This window comes from Shinella sp. JR1-6 (assembly GCF_004284735.1).
Classification (GTDB): Bacteria; Pseudomonadota; Alphaproteobacteria; order Rhizobiales; family Rhizobiaceae; genus Shinella.
On record NZ_SHMI01000001.1, the window covers coordinates 235,122 to 252,172 of the forward strand.

Annotated in this window: 13 protein-coding genes; 11 read left to right on the plus strand and 2 right to left on the minus strand. The window is 63.3% G+C overall.

Annotated features, from left to right (window positions below):
- The first annotated feature begins 22 nt into the window (after positions 1-22).
- The 6 genes from EXZ48_RS01090 to EXZ48_RS01115 all read left to right on the plus strand — a co-directional run bounded on the left by EXZ48_RS01090 (position 23) and on the right by EXZ48_RS01115 (position 8,593).
- Positions 23-1,615, plus strand: coding sequence for a DHA2 family efflux MFS transporter permease subunit (locus EXZ48_RS01090; protein ID WP_130514053.1), 1,593 nt, complete (start codon positions 23-25; stop codon positions 1,613-1,615).
- Between the two features lie 37 nt (positions 1,616-1,652).
- On the plus strand, positions 1,653-2,792 hold the full coding sequence (locus EXZ48_RS01095) for a metallophosphoesterase (RefSeq protein ID WP_130514054.1): 1,140 nt from the start codon (positions 1,653-1,655) through the stop codon (positions 2,790-2,792).
- Between the two features lie 88 nt (positions 2,793-2,880).
- A complete protein-coding gene (locus tag EXZ48_RS01100) occupies positions 2,881-3,930 on the plus strand; it encodes a LacI family DNA-binding transcriptional regulator (protein WP_130514055.1) in 1,050 nt (349 codons plus the stop codon).
- Positions 3,931-3,940: 10 nt separating this feature from the next.
- Complete coding sequence (gene xylB, locus EXZ48_RS01105; protein WP_130514056.1) at positions 3,941-5,395, plus strand: xylulokinase; 1,455 nt, start codon at positions 3,941-3,943, stop codon at positions 5,393-5,395.
- Between the two features lie 27 nt (positions 5,396-5,422).
- Positions 5,423-6,733 carry a xylose isomerase gene (xylA, locus tag EXZ48_RS01110; protein ID WP_130514057.1) on the plus strand — a complete coding sequence of 437 codons (1,311 nt, stop codon included), beginning with the start codon at positions 5,423-5,425 and terminating at the stop codon, positions 6,731-6,733.
- Positions 6,734-7,084: 351 nt separating this feature from the next.
- Positions 7,085-8,593: a globin-coupled sensor protein gene (locus EXZ48_RS01115; protein ID WP_050743746.1), complete on the plus strand. Its 1,509-nt coding sequence runs from the start codon at positions 7,085-7,087 to the stop codon at positions 8,591-8,593.
- Positions 8,594-8,630: 37 nt separating this feature from the next.
- On the opposite strand, the gene EXZ48_RS01120 is transcribed toward EXZ48_RS01115, so the two are convergent.
- The gene (locus EXZ48_RS01120; RefSeq protein WP_023517131.1) at positions 8,631-9,662 is read right to left on the minus strand and encodes a LacI family DNA-binding transcriptional regulator; all 1,032 of its coding nucleotides are present in this window, start codon (positions 9,660-9,662) and stop codon (positions 8,631-8,633) included.
- A gap of 219 nt (positions 9,663-9,881) precedes the next feature.
- Between EXZ48_RS01120 and EXZ48_RS01125 the strand changes: the two genes are divergently transcribed.
- The 5 genes from EXZ48_RS01125 to EXZ48_RS01145 all read left to right on the plus strand — a co-directional run bounded on the left by EXZ48_RS01125 (position 9,882) and on the right by EXZ48_RS01145 (position 16,027).
- The gene (locus EXZ48_RS01125; protein WP_023517132.1) at positions 9,882-11,408 is read left to right on the plus strand and encodes a sugar ABC transporter ATP-binding protein; all 1,527 of its coding nucleotides are present in this window, start codon (positions 9,882-9,884) and stop codon (positions 11,406-11,408) included.
- A gap of 45 nt (positions 11,409-11,453) precedes the next feature.
- Complete coding sequence (locus EXZ48_RS01130) at positions 11,454-12,464, plus strand: ABC transporter permease (protein WP_023517133.1); 1,011 nt, start codon at positions 11,454-11,456, stop codon at positions 12,462-12,464.
- A 93-nt stretch (positions 12,465-12,557) separates the two neighbouring features.
- Positions 12,558-13,511 carry a substrate-binding domain-containing protein gene (locus tag EXZ48_RS01135; RefSeq protein ID WP_130514058.1) on the plus strand — a complete coding sequence of 318 codons (954 nt, stop codon included), beginning with the start codon at positions 12,558-12,560 and terminating at the stop codon, positions 13,509-13,511.
- A gap of 230 nt (positions 13,512-13,741) precedes the next feature.
- On the plus strand, positions 13,742-14,794 hold the full coding sequence (locus tag EXZ48_RS01140; RefSeq protein WP_053190701.1) for a sugar phosphate isomerase/epimerase: 1,053 nt from the start codon (positions 13,742-13,744) through the stop codon (positions 14,792-14,794).
- A gap of 48 nt (positions 14,795-14,842) precedes the next feature.
- Positions 14,843-16,027, plus strand: a complete 1,185-nt coding sequence (locus tag EXZ48_RS01145) for a Gfo/Idh/MocA family protein (protein ID WP_130514059.1) — start codon at positions 14,843-14,845, stop codon at positions 16,025-16,027.
- Between the two features lie 50 nt (positions 16,028-16,077).
- On the opposite strand, the gene EXZ48_RS01150 is transcribed toward EXZ48_RS01145, so the two are convergent.
- Complete coding sequence (locus EXZ48_RS01150) at positions 16,078-16,983, minus strand: HD-GYP domain-containing protein (RefSeq protein ID WP_256370881.1); 906 nt, start codon at positions 16,981-16,983, stop codon at positions 16,078-16,080.
- Positions 16,984-17,051 lie beyond the last annotated feature (68 nt).

Genomic DNA, 17,051 nt, shown 5'->3' on the forward strand with positions numbered 1-17,051 from the left:
CTCCAGCAAGGGAGCGCGGGCGATGGCCGCGACCGCTCAACCGGCATCAGGCGCCCTGACGGCGGCGCCTGCGCAGGCCGACAAGGTTCCCGTCCGCCGCGTCGTCGCGTTCTTCGCGATGGTTTTCGGCATGTTCATGTCGATCCTCGACATCCAGATCGTCTCTGCCTCGCTCTCGGAAATCCAGGCCGGCCTCGGCGCCGGTGCCGACGAGATCGCCTGGGTGCAGACCTCCTATCTCATCGCCGAAGTCATCATGATCCCGCTGTCGGGCACGCTGGCGCGCATCGTCTCGACGCGGGTGCTCTTCGCCTTCTCGGCCGCCGGCTTCACCATGGCGAGCGCGCTCGCCGCGACGGCGACGAACATCGACCAGATGATCGTCTACCGCGCCATTCAGGGCTTCATCGGCGGCGGCATGATCCCCTCGGTCTTCGCGGCCGCCTTCACCATCTTCCCGCCGTCCAAGCGCAACATCGTCTCGCCGATGATCGGCCTCGTTGCAACGCTCGCGCCCACCATCGGGCCGACGGTCGGCGGATATCTCAGCCATGCCTTCTCCTGGCACTGGCTGTTCCTCGTCAACATCATCCCCGGCATCATCGTCACGGTTCTCACCTGGAACCTCATCGATTTCGACAAGCCGGAATTCAGCCTGATGAAGCGTTTCGACTGGTGGGGTCTCATCTCCATGGCGGTGTTCCTCGGTTCGCTCGAATACGTGCTGGAAGAGGGCAACAACAAGGATTGGTTCAGCGACGGGCATATCGTCCTTGGTAGTGTCGCGGTGGTCATCGGCGGGGTCGTGTTCTTCTGGCGGGCCTTCAAGGTGCCGTTTCCGGTGGTGGATCTGCGCGCGTTCTCCAACCGCAATTTTGCCTTCGGCTCGATCTTCTCCTTCGTCATGGGCATCGGCCTCTACGGGCTGACCTATCTCTATCCGCTCTATCTGGCGCGCATCCGCGGCTACGATTCGCTGATGATCGGCGAGACCATGTTCGTCTCCGGTCTTGCCATGTTCTGTACGGCACCGATCGCCGGCATGATGTCGTCGCGGCTCGATCCGCGTGTCATGATGATGATGGGTTTTGGCGGTTTTGCGCTCGGCACCTGGTCGATGACGCAGATGACGGCCGATTGGGATTTCTACGAGCTGCTCGTGCCGCAGATCCTGCGCGGCGTCTCGCTGATGATCTGCATGGTGCCGATCAACAACGTGGCGCTCGGCACGCTGTCGCCCGACCGCATCCGCAACGCCTCGGGCCTTTTCAACCTGACGCGCAACCTCGGCGGTGCCGTGGGGCTCGCTGTCATCAACACGATCCTCACGCAGCGCTCGCAGGAACACTATCTGCGCCTTTCCGAGCATGTGCAGTGGGGCAATCCGGAAGCCGTCGAGCGTATGAACAGCATGGCTGCCAACTACAGCGCGCACGGTCTCGATGGCCCTGCCATCGCCGTCAAGCAGATGGCCGGCATGGTGCAGCAGCAGGCCTATATCCTGTCCTTCATCGATATCTTCGTGCTGCTCACCGGCCTTTTTGGAACGCTCGTCCTCTGCGTGCTGGCGATCCGCAAGCCGCAGGGTGCGGTGCGGGGCGGCGGCGGACACTGAAACTGCCCCTTGCCGTGGCCGGGATCGCTCGGTCACAATGGGGCGGTTCTGTTCCTGCCCGGAGGCCCGCTTGCCATTCGAACCCACGCGTCGCCATCTCCTTGCCACCGCCGGCGGCCTGGGGCTTTCGCTGGCCCTGCCGGTGTTCTCGTCGCGCGCGGCCCGTCCGGCGGCGGATGCGACCTTCCTCTTCTCCTGCGACGTGCATGCCTGTCTCGTCTCGGCAGACGGGCTCAGCCCCAACTGCGCGGACGAAGGCAAGACCGATGCGGCGCTGCTGCGGCATGTCGCGGCGGTAAACGCCATCGGCGGCCTTGCCTGGCCCGCGGAGATCGACGGCAGGCCGTCCGGCCTCTCCGGCGCCGGCACGGCCATCGCAACGCCGCTCGGCCTCGTGCTCGGCGGCGATATGACGGACGATGGCGGCGGACAGATGAAGGTGCCGGGCGAAGGGCGGCAGCTCCAGCAGTTTGCCAGCCGTTATCAGCAGGGCACCGGGCCGGATCGCGTGCACTACCCGGTCTATAACGGCCTCGGCAACCACGATCTCGACCAGGACGGTGTGCCGCCGCATCCCGACTGGTACCGTCGTGAACTGCGCGACTATGTCGAGCTGAACCACCGTTCCACCGTCTTTTACAAGGCACCCGTGCCGGTAACGAACTACGACATCGACTCGGACAATTTCTCCTGGGACTGGGGCGGATTGCATCTGGTTCAGTTGCAGCGCTTCGGCGGCGACGACACGAAGGGTGCCATCAGCGGCCTGCCCTGGTTGAGGCAGGATCTCGCCACCTATGCGGCTGACGGGCGACCGGTCGTGCTGTTCCAGCACTATGGCTGGGACCGCTTTTCCACCGAGCACTGGGATCCTGCGGCAAAGACCTTCGATCCGCAGGGGGGCGGCCCTGCGCACTGGTGGACGGACGAAGAGCGCGCCGGCCTGCTTTCGACACTCAAGGGATACAACGTCGTGGGCATCTTCCATGGCCACGAGCATCCGACGCCGATGATCTACAATCGAGAGGGCTATGACATCTTCAAGCCCGTGGCGGCCTTCATGGGCGGTTTTGCGTTGGTGCGCGTCACCGACGCCTTCATGGATGTGGCGCTCGCCCGTGCTGGTGATACTCCCTCCACTCCTGTCTTTACGCACGCCTTCAGCAAGCGCTTCTAGGTTTTGAAAGTCCCCTGGAAGGTATCGTTGGAAATTTTTGATTTACGTACATCAGAAATTCCTCTATGGGTCTCGGCACGGAGGAGAGATGAGACCCACGGTTCACGATATTGCCGACAGGGCGGGCGTCAGCCTTGCGACCGTCGATCGCGTGCTGAACGACCGCCCGGGCGTTCGCGGCGTGACCCGTGCCAAGGTCGAGGCGGCGATTGCAGCGCTCGGCTATGTGCGCGATGTGGCGGCGGCGAACCTTGCCAAGAGCCGCGTCTACCCCCTCGTCTTCATCCTGCCGGCGGGCGACAATCCCTTCATGCGCGGGCTCGAGGCGGAAGTGCGCCGCGCCGGCCTGCATTCGGCAAGCGAGCGTACCCAGTTGTCGGTCGTCACCGTTCCCGCCTTCGATGCCGGTGCGCTGGCGGCCGCGATCGATGGTGCCATTGCCGAAAAGGTCGCCGGCATCGCAGCCGTTGCGGTGGATGCGCCGGAGGTTTCCGAGGTCGTCGGCCGGGCGCACGCGGCCGGCATTCCCCTTGTCACGCTGGTCTCCGATCTTGCCGCTTCCGGCCGCGACCATTTCGTCGGCGTCGACAACGTCGCTGCGGGCCGCACGGCCGGCAGCTTGATGGGGCGTTTCCTCGGGAGCCGGCTTGGCCCCGTCGCGGTTCTCGCCGGCTCGATGCGTGTGCGGGACCACCGCGAGCGTCTGGAAGGGTTTTGCGCGGCGATGGCGGATATGCCTGTTGCCCGCACGATCCTGCCGGTGCTGGAGGGGCAGGACGATCCTGGGCGTTCCCTCGCGCTGATTTCCGAATGCCTCGCTTCTGTTCCCGACCTTGCCGGCATCTACAGCCTCGGCGCCGGCAACCAGGGGCTTGTTGCTGCGCTTGCCGCCGGTCGGGCTACGGATATCTGCGTGATCGCCCATGAACTGACGGCCCATACCCGGGCCGCGCTCGAAACCGGCACCATCGATGCCGTGCTCAACCAGGATGCCGGCCACGAGGTACGCAGCGCCATCCGCGTGCTTCGGGCCAAGGCGGATGGCTTGCCCGTCATCGCGGCGCAGGAGCGCATCCGTCTCGACATCTTCATCAAGGACAACCTCCCGGCCGGCCCGGACGAGGATGACGGCAACTAGGGAGAACGCCATGTATCTCGGGATCGACCTCGGCACGTCGAGCGTCAAGGCCATGCTGATCGACGCGGAGCAGACGGTTGTCGGCTCGGCTTCCAGCAAGGAGGTGAAGACCGCGCGGCCCCAGGCCGGCTGGTCAGAGCAGGACCCGGCGGACTGGATCCGTGCGACGGAGGAGGCGATCGCCGGCCTTCGCGCCGCCCACCCCGCGGCGTTTGCCGTGGTGCGCGGCATCGGTCTTTCCGGCCACATGCACGGTGCGACCCTGCTCGATGCCGAGGACAAGGTGCTTCGCCCCTGCATCATGTGGAACGATACGCGCAGTCATCGCGAGGCGGTCGCGCTCGATGCCGATCCGCGTTTCCGCAGGATCACCGGCAACATCGTCTTTCCGGGCTTCACCGCGCCGAAGCTCGCCTGGGTGAAGAACAACGAGCCCGATGTCTTTGCGAAGATCCGCTGGGTTCTGCTGCCGAAGGATTTCTTGCGTGTCTGGCTCACCAGCGAGCACATGTCGGAGATGTCGGATTCGGCCGGTACCTCCTGGCTCGATACGGGCGGGCGCAAATGGTCCGGCGAGCTTCTGGCGGCGACAGGGCTTGAAGAACGCCACATGCCGGCGCTGGTGGAGGGTACGGATGTTGCAGGCATCCTGCGCCCGGAACTTGCCGCGCGATGGGGTCTTGATACCGGTGTTGTCGTTGCCGGTGGGGCCGGGGACAATGCGGCCTCGGCCTGCGGCATGGGCACGGTGCGCGAAGGGGCGGCGTTCGTCTCGCTTGGAACGTCCGGCGTGCTCTTTGCCGCCAATGCCAGCTACCTGCCGAACCCGGAAAGCGCGGTGCACGCCTTCTGCCATGCGCTGCGCGGAACCTGGCACCAGATGGGCGTCATCCTCTCGGCCACCGATGCGTTGAACTGGCATTCGCGCGTAACCAGCGCCTCTGCCGCCGATTTGACGGAAGAACTCGGTGATATGCTGAAGGCGCCGTCCGGCGTCACCTTCCTGCCCTATCTCTCGGGCGAGCGCACACCGCACAACGACGCGGCGATCCGTGGCGCCTTCCTCGGCCTCGGCCATGAAAGCGGCCGGGCGGTGCTGACGCAGGCCGTGCTCGAAGGGGTATCCTTCGCCATTCGCGACAGTCTGGAGGCGCTGAAATCCGCCGGTACGGCGCTTACCCGCGTCACTGCGATCGGCGGCGGCTCGCGCTCGCGCTATTGGCTGAAATCGATTGCGACGGCGCTGAACCTGCCGGTCGACCTGCCGGCGGACGGTGATTTCGGTGCCGCTTTCGGCGCCGCCCGCCTCGGCCTCATCGCGGCAACCGGGGCGGATCCCGTTGCGGTCTGCAGCGCGCCGGCCACGGCCGAGACGATCGAACCCGAGGCGGCTCTGACGGCCGCCTATGAGGATGCCTACCAGCGCTATCGCCGCCTCTATCCGGCGGTGCGCGCCGCCTACTGACCAGAAAACACACCAGAGGAGATCCCCATGGCCACCGGCTTCTTCGGCGATATCGCCAAGATCAGATATGAAGGCCCCGAAAGCACCAACCCGCTCGCCTTCCGTCACTACAATCCCGACGAGATCGTGCTCGGCAAGCGTATGGAGGAGCATCTGCGTTTTGCCGTCGCCTATTGGCACACCTTCGTATGGCCGGGCGGCGACCCCTTCGGCGGGCAGACCTTCGAACGTCCGTGGTTCGAGGATTCCATGCAGGCGGCAAAGCTGAAGGCCGATGTCGCCTTCGAATTCTTCCAGCTGCTCGGCGTGCCTTTCTACTGCTTCCACGATGCCGACGTGCGGCCGGAGGGCCGGGACTTCGTCGAGAACACGAAGAACCTCAACGAGATCGTCGACTACTTCGCGAAGAAGCAGGCGGAGACGGGCGTCAAGCTCCTGTGGGGAACGGCGAACCTCTTCTCCAACCGCCGCTATATGGGTGGCGCCGCGACCAATCCGGATCCGGACGTCTTTGCCTTTGCTGCCGCCACGGTGAAGACCTGCATTGACGCCACGCACCGCCTTGGCGGCGACAACTATGTGCTTTGGGGCGGCCGGGAGGGCTATGAGACCCTGCTCAACACCAATATCGGCCAGGAGCTCGATCAGCTCGGCCGTTTCGTGAACATGGTCGTCGAGTATAAGCACAAGATCGGCTTCAAGGGGGCAATCCTCATCGAACCGAAGCCGCAGGAGCCGACCAAGCACCAATATGACTTCGACGTTGCGACGGTCTACGGCTTCCTCAAGAAGTACGGTCTGGAGAACGAGGTGAAGGTCAACATCGAACAGGGCCATGCGATCCTCGCCGGTCACTCCTTCGAGCATGAGCTGGCGCTTGCCAATGCGCTCGGCATCTTCGGCTCGATCGACATGAACCGCAACGATTACCAGTCCGGCTGGGACACCGATCAGTTCCCCAACAACGTGCCGGAAATGGCGCTTGCCTTCTACCAAGTGCTTTCGGGCGGCGGCTTCACCAGTGGCGGTACGAACTTCGACGCCAAGCTGCGTCGCCAGTCGATCGACCCGGCGGATCTCCTGATCGGCCATATCGGCGGCATGGATTGCTGCGCACGCGGCGTGAAGGCGGCTGCCCGGATGATCGAGGACAGGGCGCTGTCCGGCCCGCTTGCCGAGCGTTATGCCGGCTGGCAGACGCCGGAAGCGCAGAAGGTGCTGTCGGGTGGCTCGTCGCTGGACGCGCTGGAGGCCTATGTGCTTGCTGGCAACATCAATCCGCAGCCGCGCTCCGGCAAGCAGGAGCTGCTGGAAAACGTGGTCAACCGCTACGTCTGAGCCGGTTGAAGGGCGCAAACCAGGATATCGGAAAGGGCGCCGTTGTGGCGCCCTTTTTGGTTGTGGACTGGATTTAGTGTAGTGCCTTACGTAGGGTGAGTTATATTTCACGTAACGTGAGTTTTTATTCAAAATGTCCGGATATAATAGATATGATTCATAACATTCAGCCCGAAATTCCGTTTTTACCGTCATGGGCTTTTCTTTTGTCAACTCCCGGCAAGTAATGGTCTTCTATTTATAGTTGTTTATTTACCATCCTTCGCGGAGAATCGTGGGTGACCGGAAGCTAGGCGCCTGATTCGGGGGCTGAGCATCAGTCAACACTCCAACCGCACGAGGATGTTTCGGATGTCAGCGCAGGATGCCAAGACCCAGCAATTGAATGAGCGCCTCTCCTTCGTCGAACTCGACGGCGGTCAGCGCGATGCCTTGAAGCGCGCCCTGCCGACGATCTCTGCGTCGCTCGATGGTGCGCTGGACATCTTCTACCGCAAGGCGCGGGCGACACCCGAAACAGCGCGGTTCTTCTCCAGCGAAGCCCATATCCAGAGTGCCAAGGGCCGGCAGGTCAGGCATTGGGAACTGATCGGTTCGGCGCGCTTCGACACGCAATATGTTGACGCCGTCACCACCATTGGCAAGACGCACGCCCGCCTCGGCCTGGAGCCGCGCTGGTACATCGGCGGATACGCGCTGATCCTTGAGGCGATTGTCGAAAGCGTCATTGCAAAGCACCTTGAAGGGTTCATCTATCGCAAGAAGGCGGCCGCGCTTGGCGAGGAGATTTCAGCCATCGTCAAGGCCGCGCTTGTCGACATGGACTACGCGATCTCCGTTTATCTGGAAGCGCTGCAGGAGGAGCGCGAGAAGGCGGAGGCCGAACGGAAGGTCCTGAATGCCGAGCAGGAGGAGGCGCTGGCGGCGCTGGATACCTCGTTGACGCGTCTTGCTGGCGGCGATCTCACGGCGTCCATCGGCAAGCCGCTCGCGCCGCAATTCGAGCGCCTGCGCTCCAATTTCAATGCGGCGATCGAGAAGCTGGACGATACGCTCGGCGCCATCGTCACGGCCGCGGACGATGCTGCCGGCAATTCCGGCGAGCTGGTGAATGCCACGGATGACATGGCCAAGCGCACCGAGCAGCAGGCTGCTTCTCTCGAAGAGACTGCCGCCGCCGTGGAGGAAATCACCACCATTTCACGCGAATCGGCGCAGCGCGCGGAAGAGGCCCGCCGTGTCGTCGGCAGTGCCACGGACGAGGCGCAACGCTCCGGCAAGATTGTCGAACAGGCGGTTTCCGCGATGAGCGCCATCCAGGAGTCCTCCGGAAAGATCACGCAGATCATCAGCGTCATCGACCAGATTTCATTCCAGACCAACCTTCTGGCGCTCAATGCCGGTGTCGAGGCGGCACGGGCGGGCGAAGCGGGCAAGGGTTTTGCCGTCGTCGCGCAGGAGGTGCGCGAGCTTGCGCAGAAATCCGCGGATGCTGCCAGGGAGATCAAGGTGCTGATCGACAAATCCTTCGAGGACGTGCAGCTTGGCGTATCGCTGGTCAACAAGACAGGCGAGGCGCTGCATCACATCGGCGAACAGGTCGTTCACATCAACACGCATATCGACGCCATCGCCAGCTCCGCTCGCGAGCAGTCGGCGGGGATTTCCGAGATCAACACGGCGGTCGGCAGCATGGACCAGATGACCCAGCAGAATGCCGCGATGGTCGAGGAGACCAATGCCGCGACGCACAACCTGATGCAGATCAGCACGACGCTGAAGGGCCTGGTCGACCGCTTCACGGTTTCGGCCGAACGCAGCCAGAGGCCGGCACGACCGGCGCAGCGCCGCTACGGGTAAGGGGAAGCGCGCCCACGTCCGGGTCGCGTGCCGCCGTCTATCGTTTTTGAAGCCGCCGCGATGGTGCGGAGACCGAATTGCGCACGATCAGATCCGGCCGGAGCAGGATTTCCGTTTCGGCCGGCTCGCTGTTGGAGAGAAGCTCGAACAGCAGCGCCATGGCGCTCTTGCCGATGGCGGTGCGCGGCTGGCGGATCGTGGTGAGGGCAGGGGTCATGAAGCTTGCCTGCGGCACGTCGTCGAAGCCGGTGACGGAAAAATCGTTCGGAATGTCGTAGCCGCGGGCACCGAGACCGATCATTACGCCGATCGCCGTCTGGTCGTTCACGCACATGAAGGCGCTCGGCAGCGTATCACGCATGAAGAGCTGTTCGAGCGCGAGGCGCCCACTCTCGATCGTGCCGTCGCCCTCCAGGATGATACGCTCACCCACCGGCACGCCGGCGGCGTCGAGCCCGGCATCGTAGCCCTGGCGCCGGCGACTATAGGCGAGGCGGGTGCGCGAATCGCCGATGAAGGCGATCTTGCGATGCCCTTCGGCGATGAGGAGATCGACCGCCTTGCGCGCACCCTCGATGTCGTCGACGCCGACATAGGGGATGCCGCCATTGTAGACCGGTTCGAAGACCCCGACGCTGGGCGGCAGGCGGGCCGTCATGGACTGGTGGCCGAAGGGCAGGATGCCGGTGAAGAGGATCAGCCCCGCCGCCTGGTTGGAGTTCAGGAATTTCAGATATTCCAGGCCGCGTTGCGGATCGTTCTGCGTATGGCCGATCAGGATGCCGTAGCCGTGCGCGCGCGCCTCGTTTTCCAGGCCCACGAGGATGTTGGAGAAGTTTGGGTCGCCGATATCGGGCGCCACGACGAGGATCATGTTCGACCGGCCGAGGCGCAGGCTCCGTGCCATCGCATTGGTCGTGTAGCCGGTGATGGCGATCGCCTGGTTGACCTTCAGCCGGGTCGAATTCGCCACCTTTTCCGGCGTGTGGATTGCCCGCGATACGGTCGCGATCGAGACCTGCGCGATGCGCGCGACATCCTCGATCGTGGCAGGGCTGGACGTCGACAAACTGGCTCTCACTCGGCACGGGCAATTCCGATAGGGGTGCGAAGCGATGCATCCGGAACTGCATTAACAAACGAAGTGCGGGGACACTACACAGACTGGACTGAGGGTCAAACGGCGCTTGGCGAAAATTCCTGATATCCAATGATGTAAACCTTTACATTGGGAGTGTAAAGGTTTACATCGCATCTCAAGTGGTCGAGGAGCCGCAGGGAGGAAATCATGAATCCGGACGCTGCCGACGGGGCTCCCGTCGTTCTCGCTGCGCGCCGCATCGCCAAGTCTTTCAATGGCGTGCAGGTGCTTTTCAGCGTCAATTTCGAGCTGCGCGCCGGCGAGATTCATGCGCTGATGGGCGAGAACGGTGCCGGAAAGTCGACGCTCGTCAAGATCCTCTCCGGCTTCGAGCAGCCGACCTCGGGCGAGATCCTGCTCGATGGCCAGCCGGTCAAGCTGCCGCCGAACGGCCAGGCCGAACAGCTCGGCATCGTCATCATCCACCAGGAATTCAACCTCGCCGAACATCTGACCGTCACCGAAAGCCTGTTCCTCGGCCGGGAGGTGACGCGCTATGGCGTGCTGGACCGGAAATTCATGCGCGCCGAAACGCGCCGCGTGCTCGACCAGCTCGGGTCCCATGTCGATGAAACCGCGCTGATCAGCTCGCTCTCGATAGCCGACAAGCAGATGGTGGAGATCGCCAAGGCCATCAGTCGCGACGCGCGCATCATCTTCATGGACGAGCCGACCGCCGTCCTGTCGCGCGAAGAGACGAACTATCTCTTCCGCCAGGTGCGCAAGCTGCGGGAAAAGGGAACCTCCTTCGTCTTCGTCTCGCACAAGCTGGACGAGGTGATGGAACTCACGGACCGGGTCACGGTGCTGCGCGACGGCCAATGGGTGAAGACCGCGCCGACCAGCATTCTCGATGGCGAGTCCATCGCGCAGCTGATGGTCGGCCGCGAGCTTTCAAGTCTCTATCCCTCCAAGCAGGAGCCGAGCGTCGATGAAGAGGTGACGCTTTCGGTGGCGGGACTTTCGACCCACTACGTCAAGGATGCGAGCTTCGAGGTCCGCAAAGGGGAGATCCTCGGCTTTTCCGGCTTGATCGGCTCCGGCCGTTCGGAGCTGATGGAAGCGGTGGCCGGACTTCGCCCGCGCCTTGCCGGCGAGGTTTTGGTGCGGGGCGAGAACGTGCCCGGCGGCGATGTGCATGCCGCCAATCGCGTCGGCATCGCCTATATGACGAAGGACCGCAAGCAAAAGGGGCTGCTCCTGAACTCCCGCATGACGGCGAACCTCACGCTGCAATCGCTGGGGAAGCATGGCAAGTACGGCTATCTCAGCCCGAAGAGCGAAGCCGAGGCGCTGGAACGGGCGCGCCGCCGGTTCGACATCCGTGTGCGTGACGGGCGCGTCGTTGCCGGCCGCATGTCGGGCGGCAACCAGCAGAAGCTGCTGCTTGCCAAGGTCATGGAGACCGAACCCGATGTCATCATCATCGACGAGCCGACGCGCGGCATCGATGTCGGCACCAAGCAGCAGATCTACCATTTCATCTCCGCGCTCGCCCGCGACGGCAAGTCGATCATCGTCGTCTCCTCCGAGATGCCGGAGATCATCGGCCTGTGCACTCGCGTCGCCGTGATGCGGGAAGGACGGATCGTCGGCATTCTCGAAGGCGAGGAGATCTCGGAACAGGAGATCATGCGCTATTCGGCAGGGTTGAAGAAGAAGACCGCTGCCTGAGCCTTGCGCCGGCGGCATCACACAGAATCAGGTTTGGGGACGAACATGACGGCAAGCGAAGACGCGGTCGAAACGAAGGGCAAGGGCCGCAGCTGGCGGGATGTCGATCTGAGAGCCGTCGCGCCCTTCGCGGCACTGGCCCTGCTGCTCGTCGTCGGCGCGCTGGTGAACCCCAACTTCATTGGCTTCACCAACCTGGCGAACGTGGCGACGCGCAGCGCCTTCATCGCGATCATCGCGGTCGGCGCCACCTTCGTCATTTCGTCCGGCGACCTCGATCTCTCGGTCGGCGCCATGGTCGCCTTCGTCGCCAGCCTCATGATCCTCTTCATGAATTCCGGTGCGATCGCCGATCCCTCGCTGATGCTGACTGCCGCCATGGTCCTCACGGTCGTCATCGGCGCGGGCTGCGGCCTTTTGAACGGCCTCATCACCACCGTCGGCAAGATCGAGCCCTTCATCGCGACGCTCGGCACGATGGGCATCTATCGCGGCCTGACGACCTGGCTGTCGCAGGGCGGTGCGATCACGCTGCGCGAGCCCGAATTGCAGGCGCTTTATCGCCCGGCCTATTTCGGTTCGATCTTGGGCGTGCCGGTGCCGATCGCCGTCATCTTCGTCGTCACCGCCATTGCCGCCTTCGTCCTCTATCGCATGCGCTATGGCCGGCATGTCGTCGCCGTCGGCTCGAACAGGGATGTCGCGCGCTATTCGGGCATTCCGGTCGACCGCGTGCGTACCATTGCCTTCGTCATCCAGGGCCTGTGCGTCGCCATCGCCGTGCTGCTCTACGTGCCGCGTCTCGGCTCCACCTCGGCGACGACGGGCATCCTCTGGGAATTGCAGGCGATCACCGCTGTCGTTGTCGGCGGCACGGCGCTGAAGGGGGGAGCAGGCCGCGTCTGGGGCACGATCTGCGGCGCCTTCATCCTCGAATTGGTCGGCAACATCATGCTGCTCTCCAACTTCATCAGCGAATACCTGATCGGAGCCATCCAGGGCGCGATCATCATCATTGCGATGCTCGTCCAGCGTTCGCTGGTGCGCAAATCGTGAGACCAGGCAGTTCCAGCCATGGAATTGCGGGGAAGTAGCCGGGTCTACAGGTCGCCCGGCCTCTGAGGAAGACCTGATTTTGGGAGGAAACTCATGCGCAAGAAACTACTGGGCCTGACGGTTGCGGCGCTCGCCGTCTTCACCGGCTTCGCCCATGCACAGGAAGAGAAGAAGGTGACGATCGGCGTCTCGATCCCGGCGGCCAGCCACGGCTGGACGGCAGGCGTGATCTTCCATGCCGAGCGCGTCGCCAAGCTCCTGATGGCGAGCCATCCGGGCCTCAACGTCGTGGTCAAGACGTCGCCCGATCCGGCAAGCCAGGCAAATGCCGTGCAGGATCTCGCAACGCAGGGCATCGATGCGCTCGTCATCCTGCCGACAGATCCGGATCCGCTGGTCAATGCCATCAAGGAAATCAAGGGCAGCGGCACCTTCGTCGCGCTGGTCGACCGTGCGCCGAGCACGAACGACAATTCCGTGCGCGACCTCTATGTCGCCGGCAACAACTTCGCGCTCGGCCAGACGGCCGGCGAATACATCAAGACCACGACGCCGGAGGCCGAAGTCGTCGTTATCCGCGGCATGCCGATCCCGATCGACCAGGAGCGTCAGGACGGTTTCGACAAGGGTATCGAAGGCTCCGGCGTGAAGGTTCTCGATCGCCAGTACGGCAACTGGAACCGCGATGATGCCTTCAAGGTCATGCAGGACTACCTTACCAAGTACCAGAAGATCGACGTCGTGTGGTGCCAGGACGACGACATGGCCGTTGGCGTCCTGCAGGCCATCGAGCAGGCCGGCCGCACGGACATCCAGTATGTCGTGGCGGGTGCCGGTTCGAAGGACATGATCAAGAAGGTCATGGACGGTGACAAGATGATCCCGGTCGATGTGCTCTATCCGCCGGCAATGGTCGGTACCGCGCTCGAAATGACCGTCGCCAACTTTTACGGCCAGGTTCCGGTCCGCGGCGTCTACACGATCGATGCGACGCTGGTGACGAAGGACAACGCGAAGGACTTCTACTTCCCGGATTCCCCGTTCTGATCTGACAAAGACATGCCGCCCGGGACATGATGGCCCGGGCGGTTGCGCTGCGCTCGCGTCATCCTCGGGTCAGGCCCGGCCATGGCGGAGGAGAAGGGCGCCAGCCTTGCGATTCGGCATTGCCCACCCCGCCAAACGCCGATAGCTTTCCACGCGCTGCGGTACGTACCGCAAAAAAGTATCGTTGGCCGGCCACAGGAAACGGCCCGGTCCATGGGAGGATGCCACAGATGAAGACGATCAAGGGCCCGGCCCTGTTTCTCGCCCAGTTCGCCGGTGACGCCGCGCCGTTCAACTCCTGGGATTCCATCACCAAATGGGCCGCCGATATCGGTTACAAGGGCGTGCAGGTCCCGAGTTGGGACGCTCGCCTGATCGATCTCAGGAAGGCCGCCGAATCCAAGGCCTATTGCGACGACTTCGCCGGCAGGGCGCGTGAGAACGGCGTCGAGGTCACCGAGCTTTCCACCCACCTCCAGGGCCAGCTGGTCGCCGTGCATCCAGCCTATGACGAGGCCTTCGACGGGTTCGCGGTGCCGGAGGTGCGCGGCAATCCGAAGGCGCGGCAGGAATGGGCGGTTGAGCAGGTGAAGATGGCGCTGACGGCTTCGCGGCACCTTGGCCTTGATGCCATGGCCAGCTTTTCCGGCGCGCTCGCGTGGCCCTTCGTCTATCCCTGGCCGCAACGGCCGGCCGGCCTCGTCGAGACGGCCTTCGACGAACTGGCGAAGCGCTGGAAGCCGATCCTCGACCATGCAGAGGAAAATGGCGTCGACGTCTGCTACGAAATCCATCCCGGTGAGGACCTGCATGACGGCATCACCTACGAGATGTTCCTGGAGCGAACCGGCAACCATGCCCGTGCCTGCATGCTCTACGACCCCTCGCACTATGTGCTGCAGTGCCTCGATTATCTCGACAATATCGACATCTACAAGGACCGCATCCGCATGTTCCATGTGAAGGATGCCGAGTTCAACCCGACGGGCCGGCAAGGCGTCTACGGCGGTTACCAGAGCTGGGTGAATCGCGCCGGCCGCTTCCGTTCGCTCGGCGACGGCCAGGTCGATTTCGGTGCCGTCTTCTCCAAGATGGCGGCCAATGATTTCGCCGGCTGGGCGGTGGTGGAATGGGAATGTGCGCTAAAGCACCCGGAGGACGGCGCGCGCGAAGGCGCGGAGTTCGTCAAGGCCCACATCATTCGTGTGACGGAGAAGGCTTTTGATGACTTTGCCGATGCCGGGACGGATCAGGCGGCCAACCGGCGCATGCTGGGGCTTTGATACCGGCGAAGGGCTCATTCCGCGCTTGAACTTTTAGGAGGAACATTCATGGCAATCGAAGGAAGCGCCAGCGAGGCGCGGGAGGGCCGCATCCGGCTCGGCATGGTCGGCGGCGGTTCGGGCGCGTTTATCGGGGCGGTGCACCGCATCGCGGCGCGTCTCGATGATCAATACGAACTTGTCGCCGGTGCGCTGTCGTCTTCGCCGGAAAAGGCGGAACAGTCGGCCCGCGAACTGGGGCTCGACCCCTCCCGCAGCTATGGCAGCTTCAAGGAAATGGCGATCCGCGAGGCGAAGCTGAAGAACGGCATCGAGGCTGTGGCGATTGTCACGCCGAACCATGTGCATTTCGAGGCGGCGAGGGAGTTTCTGAAGCGGGGCATCCATGTCATCTGCGACAAGCCGCTGACTTCCACCCTCTCGGATGCCCGCAAGCTGAAGAAGCTGACGGAGGAGAGCGATGCACTCTTCGTGCTGACGCACAACTACACCGGCTATCCGATGGTTCGCCAGGCGCGGGAAATGGTGGCCAATGGTGATCTCGGCGCGATCCGGCTCGTGCAGATGGAATATCCGCAGGACTGGCTGACCGAGGACATCGAGAGCGGCGGCCAGAAACAGGCGGCCTGGCGCACCGATCCGTCGAAATCCGGTGCCGGTGGTTCGACAGGGGATATCGGCACGCATGCCTACAATCTCGGGTGCTTCGTCTCCGGGTTGGAGCTTGCCGAACTTGCCGCCGATCTCGACAGTTTCGTGCCGGGCCGCCGTCTCGACGACAATGCCCATGTGATGATGCGCTTCAAGGAAAAGAACGGCGTCGCCGCCAAGGGTATGCTCTGGTGCAGCCAGGTGGCCCCGGGCCATGAGAACGGCCTGAAGGTGCGGGTCTATGGCACCAAGGGTGGTCTCGAATGGGTGCAGGCCGATCCGAACTACCTCTGGTACACGCCCTTCGGCGAGCCGAAACGCCTGATCACCCGGGGCGGTGCCGGTTCCGGCGCCGCGGCCGCCCGCGTCAGCCGCGTTCCGGCTGGCCATCCGGAAGGTTATCTCGAAGGATTCGCCAACATCTATTCCGAAGCGGCCCGGGCCATTCACGCCAAGCGCAAGGGCGCGCCGGTCGATCCCGCCGTCACCTATCCGACGGTGGATGACGGCCTCAAGGGCATGCTTTTCGTTGATGCCTGCGTGCAGTCTTCGAAGAAGAACGGAGCCTGGGTCAAGGTCTGAGGTTTTTTGATCGTCGGTCGCCGCCTCCAGGGGTGGCGGCCGGGTACCTTTCAGGCAAAAATGCTGCCGAGGCGGATCACCAGTTTCTTGTCGAACAGGTGGCCTCGGTCGAACATCCAGTTCAGGGCGTCCCGTGTTGTCCACGGTCGCTTGTAGGGACGGGTGCTCGTCAGGGCCTCGAAGACGTCGCAGATGGTGGCGATCCGGATTTCCTGGCTCAGCTTGTCGGCCTTGAGACCGAGCGGGTAGCCGCTGCCATCCAGGGTTTCGTGATGGTATCGGCAGATGTCGAGCACCAGATCGGAAACGTTGGCCTGCTCCTTCAGCAGGCGATATCCGAGTTCGGGATGGCCGCGCACCAGGCGTTTTTCGTCGCTGTCCAGCCGGCCGCTCTTGTTGAGGACGGCATTCGGGATCATCAGCTTGCCGACATCGTGCAACAAGCCTGCAACGCCGAGTTCGCGCACGGCGCTGTCGTCATGGCCGAGCAGGCGGGCAAGGCGCATCATCAGCGCACTGACAGCCAGCGAATGCACGTAGGTGCCCTCGTCCTTCGTCTTCAGGCGCGTGACCTTCAGGAAGACATCGGGGTCGGCGTCGATACGCTCGGAAATCTCGTCGGCGACCGGGGATAGTGCGTCGATTTCCAGCTGACCGGTTCTCGCTGCGTCGAAGCTGGTGCGCAGGGATCGGGCCGATTCTGCCACTGTCTCCAGCGTGCGCTTGCGCTCTTCGGCGGCTTGCGTTGCAGGGGCGGGGCCGGTGGCGAGGTCTATGTCCACCGTGCTTTTTTGTGGATTGATCAGGGCATAGGCGGCGGAAGTCGCCAGGATCGCCCGTACGGTTTCGTCGGACTGGACAAGGAAGCGACGCCCTGAAAATTCGGCGTTCGGGCATTCCAGCGATTCTACGAACATGCCCTTCCGCACGAGATGCTTCGCAATTCGTCGTACCACGCCAGTGTCTCCGTCCCAGCTATTGGTAGTTTAAGGGACAAGTTCCTAACCTTTGTTTAAGCAATCCC